Raw genomic sequence first — 5,384 nt, 5'->3', positions numbered from 1 at the left:
AAGCGTAGGTGCGGTTTCAGGTGCACTAGTCGTATTCAGCATCATCGGCTTGGATAAGATTAAGATTGATGATCCAGTTGGTGCGATTTCTGTACACGGTGTGTGTGGCTTCTTCGGCCTAATGGTTGTGCCACTAAGCAACGGTGATGCATCATTTGGTTCTCAGCTTCTTGGTGCAGCAGTAATCTTTGCTTGGGTATTCGGTGCTAGCTTAGTGGTATGGGCAATCCTTAAAGCGACAATCGGTATCCGTGTTACTGAAGATGAAGAGATGGAAGGTATGGATATGCATGACTGTGGCGTAGGCGCTTACCCAGAGTTCGTTACAGTTAAATAAGTGAGTGACTACTTGAAGTAACATAAAGTTACAAATAAACATGACAAAAACCTGCTCTGATGAGTGGGTTTTTGTGTTTTTGTCCGTTGTTTTCTAAACTTTGATGAATATAATAACGAAACTGATAAACGTTATCATTACTACGTTAAAGGACTCAACCGATGAAAAAACTGCTGACTCTTTCTGCATTAGCTTGTGCGACAATTGCACCAACAGCGGCAATCGCTGCAGAAGAAGTGAACGTATACTCTTACCGTCAACCATTTCTAGTGGAACCAATGTTCAATGAGTTCACAAAAGAGACGGGCATTAAAGTAAACGTTAAGTTTGCGAAAAAAGGTCTAGCAGAAAAGCTAGCTCAAGAGGGTGAATACAGCCCTGCTGATGTAATCCTAACTGTGGATATTAGCCGTCTATCTGAATTAACTAAGAAAAACCTAGTTCAAGCGGTTGAGAGCGAAGTTCTTGAGAACAACATTCCGGCTCAGTATCAAGATACAAACAACGAGTGGTTTGCCCTAACAACACGTACTCGTAGCGTTTACTCTTCACGTGACCGCGTTGGTCGCCTAGGTGAAGATTTCACATATGCTGATCTTGCTAAGCCTGAATTCAAAGGCAAAATCTGTACTCGTAGCGGTAAGCACCCATACAACGTTTCTTTAGTTTCAGCGATGATCGCTCATGAAGGCGAAGCGGCAACAAAAGAGTGGCTAGAGGGTGTAAAAGCGAACTTAGCTCGTAAGCCTCAAGGTAACGACCGCGCGCAAGTTAAAGCAATCAAAGAAGGTCTATGTGACGTTTCTCTAGGTAATAGCTACTACTTAGGTAAGATGGTTAACGATGCAGAGCAAAAAGCCTGGGCAGATGCTGTATACATTAACTTCCCTAACCAGAAGTCGACGGGTACGCACGTAAACATCTCTGGTATGGCAATGGCTAAATACTCTCCAAACAAAGAGAATGCAGTTAAGCTAATGGAATTCCTATCAGGTGATACAGCACAAAGTATGTACGCTGAAGTGAATTACGAATACCCAGTTAAAGATGGTGTTAAGCGTTCTGAGTTAGTGGCGTCTTGGGGTGACTTCCGTCCAGACACTATTTCTTTAGATGAGATCGCTGACCACCATGAAGCGGCAATTAAACTTCTAGACGAAGTTAAGTTCGACCTATAATAGTTTATAGCGAGTCATTGACTTGCTGTATCAAACACAGCCTCAAGTCGCTCTTTTTGTTGAGTTGCTTGAGGTTGTTTGTTTATAAGGGTATAAATACCCTAAACTATTAAAGGGATATGAGATGTATTTGCAACCGCATTTATTTTGCATTGATCCCACTTGTATGTAGGCGATGAAAGAAAAAAACTCTTTATGGAAAACCAGTAGTGGAGCGCTTGCTGTACTACTGGTTTTGCCGATCTTAGCGATATTTATCACCGCTGTTGGTGAAACCAATGAGCTTTTCGCTCATTTGATGTCAACGGTGATGCCAACCTACGCATACAATACTTTAGTGCTAGTAGCAGGCACTATGGCACTGTCTTTGGTATTTGGAGTACCATCGGCTTGGATTATGGCCATGTGCCGAATTCCGGGTGAACGCGTTTTACAATGGGCATTGGTTCTCCCTCTAGCGATGCCGGGCTATATCGTTGGGTATATTTTTACTGACTGGTTTGATTTTGCCGGGCCAGTGCAGATCTTACTTCGTGATTTAACGGGTTGGGGGCCAGGTGATTATTGGTTCCCTGATATTCGTACCTTGACTGGTGCGATTATCGTTTTAGCGTTAGTTTTCTACCCTTATGTCTACCTTCTTTGTCGCGCGGCATTTATGGAACAGAATGTCTCGTTACTTCAGTCAGCAAGGCTGTTGAAGTGCTCACCACTTGAGAGTTTTCGCCGTATTTCCTTGCCGTTGGTTCGACCATCAATCGCGGTGGGTTTATCCTTAGTCGCAATGGAAACTATTGGCGATTTTGGTACTGTAAGCTACTTTGCCGTCAATACTTTAACAACAGCGGTCTATGACACTTGGCTTGGTTACTCTAGTCTGACGGCTGCAGCTAAGATCTCTGCGATTATGCTCGTCGTGGTGATCTTACTGCTTAGTGCCGAGCGCTACAGTCGCCGCAAACAGAAACTATTTCAAAGCCAATTTAGTAGCCGCGAAGATTTTCGCTACGAGCTAAACGGCTGGAAGAAATGGGCAGCGGTGCTCTGGTGCTGGGGGCTTGTTTGTGTGGCGTTTATCTTTCCACTCGGGCAGTTGATCATCTACGCTTATAAGTACTTCGCTCAGAGTTGGACTGTCGAGTTTCGCCAGTATGCACTTAATAGCCTCTATGTTTCGCTAACCGCTGCAGTGTTAGCGGTGTTGGTCGCCTTGGTGGTCAATTTCTGTCAACGAGTTAATCCAGGTCGCAGCAGCTTAGCTTTCATGCGTCTCTCTTCAATGGGCTATGCCGTTCCGGGAACTGTGCTCGCTATTGGTGTGATGGTCCCTGTTCTGTTTATGGATCACCTAGTTAACGATATTGCCAAAGCGATGGAGTGGGGAAGGCCGGGGCTAATATTCTCAGGCTCTATGTTTGCTATTATCTTTGCTATGGTGGTGCGTTTTTCTGCTGTCGCGATAGGCAGTGTTGAGAGTAGCTTGAGTAAAGTCTCTCCTTCATTAGATATGGCATCAAGAACCATGGGCTGCGGTGCTAACGCTATGTTGTGGCGGGTGCATCTTCCGCTAGTTCGCCGTGGAGCATTAATTGCGGGCTTACTGGTATTTATTGAATCAATGAAGGAACTCAATGCAGCTTTGTTACTGCGTCCGTTTAATTTTGAAACATTAGCTACTTATGTATATAACTTTGCCTCCGATGAACACTTAGAGTTGGCTGCGCTTCCCGCTGTATTGTTGGTCTTGGTTGGCTTGGTGCCTTTAGTTATCGTAAACCGTTCTCTGGAGCATTCCCACTAATGAGCTGTGCATTATCAATTAATGACTTAACCTGTAAGTATGACGAACAAACCACGGTACTAGAGGCTCTGTCACTGGAAGTGGAACAGGGTGAGATTGTCTGCTTGCTTGGCGCAAGTGGTTGCGGAAAAACCACCCTGCTTAAAGCGATTGCAGGCCTGTTACCGCTCAGCTCTGGAGTAATGAGTCTTAACTGTATGACCATTGATGATGGTGCGAACTGGCTTCCTCCTGAGCAGCGGAATATTGGTATGATCTTTCAAGACTACGCGCTGTTCCCACACTTAACTGTGGCTGAAAATATTGCATTTGGTCTGCGCAAACTGCCACAAGCTGAGCAATCGGAAAAAGTCAATGAGATGCTTGAGCTGGTTCACTTAGATGGTTACGGCGAGCGCTATCCTCATCAACTCTCTGGTGGTCAGCAGCAGCGTGTTGCCATTGCACGTTCCCTCGCTTATAAGCCTGATCTGTTACTGCTTGATGAGCCGTTTTCTAATATTGATACCCAAGTTCGCCATGAGTTGATCGCTGAGATCCGTAAGATCTTCAAAAAGCAGGGTGTGACGGCGATTTTCGTCACTCATAGTCGTGAAGAGGCGTTTGCCTTTGCGGACAAGATGGCGGTGATGAATCATGGTGTGATTGAGCAATATGGCACGGCCAGTGAGCTTTACTATCAGCCATCGAGTAAGTTTGTTGCTGACTTTTTAGGTGGCGGTAGTTACCTAACGGCTAAACGTTCATCTCAGTCTGAATTTGAAACGGATTTAGGTGTAGTAGAGGCCATTACTCAGCATGAGATTCAAATTGGCGAGAGTTGTGAACTTTTGCTTAGACCACAACATGTTCAGATTAGTGCGGCTGAAGAGAGTAGCGTAAAGGTGCTCGAACAGCAGTTTATGGGTGACCATTGTCGTTACGTGATTGATGCGAGTGGCCATCGTTTACTGGCAAGTTCTGCAGAGCCGCTATCTATCGGTCAGCAAGTCGCGGTTAAAATCGAAACTCAGGGTGTGTTGGCTTTCTAGAATGATTCAGTGACTTATTTGGGCTTGCTCTTTTATTGGGCTGAGCATCGATGGTAACTACATAATCCCATTAGAGGATAACAAGGAAGTGAAATGAAACTGTACGAAACCGCCATGACGCCAAGCTGCAAGCGCGTTAATATCTTTCTCAAGGAAATCGGTGGAGAGGTCGAGCGAGTTGCGCTCAATGTTCGTGAAGGCGATAACCTAGCTGATGAGTTTAAATCGAAAAGTGTCAACGGAAAAGTGCCTCTGTTAGAGCTTGAAGATGGTACAACGCTTTGTGAGAGTGTCGCCATCTGCCGTTATTTTGATGAAATGTTTACCAACAACCTTGCCCTGTTTGGTTCCAATCCGCTAGAGCGTGCCCAAGTGGAAATGTGGCATCGTGTGGTGGAGTTCCAAGGCTTGTACACTGCTTTTCAAGCGTTTCGCAATATCACAGCGATATACAAAGATCGTGAAAACTGTGTCGCGGCATGGGGAGAAGAATCTAAATCTCGTGTAAGTGAATTTCTTCCAGTGTTGGATAACAGGCTCGCAGCGAGTCAGCATATTGCGACGGAAGATTTCACCATTGTAGACATTACCGGATTCATTTTTATTGGCTTTGCTATTAATGGTCTACAGATTGAAGTGCTAGATAACTACCCGAATATTGCTCGTTGGTTTGAAACCGTGTCGCAGCGAGAGGCGTTTCAAAGCTGACACTTGAAACTGGCTTTATTTGACGAATAGAGCAAAAAAAGCCCGGCTATAGGGCCGGGCAAATACATCCACCTATAGGGTAGTGAATCAAGCAAATTAGAGTTGTAAAAACTCTTTCACTTGCAGTACAACCTTCTCTGCAGTTTCTTTATCTGCCATTTCGGCAAAAATACGCAAAAGTGGTTCGGTTCCTGAGAAACGGGCAATCACCCATCCGCCATTCTTGAAGTAAACCTTAGCGCCATCTTCGTAGCTGACTTTATCTATCTCGTAGTCAAACTCAGGCAATTGTTTTTCAACGTAGATGCGATTGTAGAGCACCTCTTTCT

Annotated in this window: 4 protein-coding genes and 2 pseudogenes; 5 read left to right on the top strand and 1 reads right to left on the bottom strand. The window is 44.9% G+C overall.

Going from position 1 to position 5,384, the window contains the following annotated elements; genetic code table 11:
• The 5 genes and pseudogenes from QTO00_RS14170 to QTO00_RS14150 all read left to right on the top strand — a co-directional run.
• Positions 1-337: pseudogene (locus tag QTO00_RS14170) on the top strand (ammonium transporter); the annotation flags it as partial.
• A gap of 161 nt (positions 338-498) precedes the next feature.
• Complete coding sequence (locus QTO00_RS14165; RefSeq protein WP_331425378.1) at positions 499-1,515, top strand: Fe(3+) ABC transporter substrate-binding protein; 1,017 nt, start codon at positions 499-501, stop codon at positions 1,513-1,515.
• A gap of 175 nt (positions 1,516-1,690) precedes the next feature.
• A complete protein-coding gene (locus QTO00_RS14160; RefSeq protein ID WP_331425377.1) occupies positions 1,691-3,316 on the top strand; it encodes an ABC transporter permease in 1,626 nt (541 codons plus the stop codon).
• Positions 3,316-4,347: an ABC transporter ATP-binding protein gene (locus QTO00_RS14155; RefSeq protein ID WP_331425376.1), complete on the top strand. Its 1,032-nt coding sequence runs from the start codon at positions 3,316-3,318 to the stop codon at positions 4,345-4,347. Before QTO00_RS14160 ends, QTO00_RS14155 begins: the two co-directional genes overlap by 1 nt.
• Before the next feature lie 93 nt (positions 4,348-4,440).
• Positions 4,441-5,055 carry a glutathione S-transferase gene (locus tag QTO00_RS14150; protein ID WP_331425375.1) on the top strand — a complete coding sequence of 205 codons (615 nt, stop codon included), beginning with the start codon at positions 4,441-4,443 and terminating at the stop codon, positions 5,053-5,055.
• A gap of 96 nt (positions 5,056-5,151) precedes the next feature.
• Here the strand turns inward: QTO00_RS14150 and QTO00_RS14145 are convergent.
• A pseudogene (locus tag QTO00_RS14145) lies at positions 5,152-5,384 on the bottom strand (phosphoglucomutase/phosphomannomutase family protein); the annotation flags it as partial.

This window comes from Vibrio sp. M260118, from assembly GCF_036533755.1.
Taxonomy (GTDB): domain Bacteria; phylum Pseudomonadota; class Gammaproteobacteria; order Enterobacterales; family Vibrionaceae; genus Vibrio.
The sequence above is the reverse complement of the archived record's forward strand: the minus strand, read 5'-3'. Positions and strand labels throughout refer to the sequence as shown.

Excerpts from the sequence above, each read along its gene's own strand:
- QTO00_RS14165 (WP_331425378.1), top strand. The coding sequence starts at position 499 with ATGAAAAAACTGCTGACTCTTTCTGCATTAGCTTGTGCGACAATTGCA.
- QTO00_RS14160 (WP_331425377.1), top strand. The coding sequence starts at position 1,691 with ATGAAAGAAAAAAACTCTTTATGGAAAACCAGTAGTGGAGCGCTTGCT.
- QTO00_RS14155 (WP_331425376.1), top strand. The coding sequence starts at position 3,316 with ATGAGCTGTGCATTATCAATTAATGACTTAACCTGTAAGTATGACGAA.
- QTO00_RS14150 (WP_331425375.1), top strand. The coding sequence starts at position 4,441 with ATGAAACTGTACGAAACCGCCATGACGCCAAGCTGCAAGCGCGTTAAT.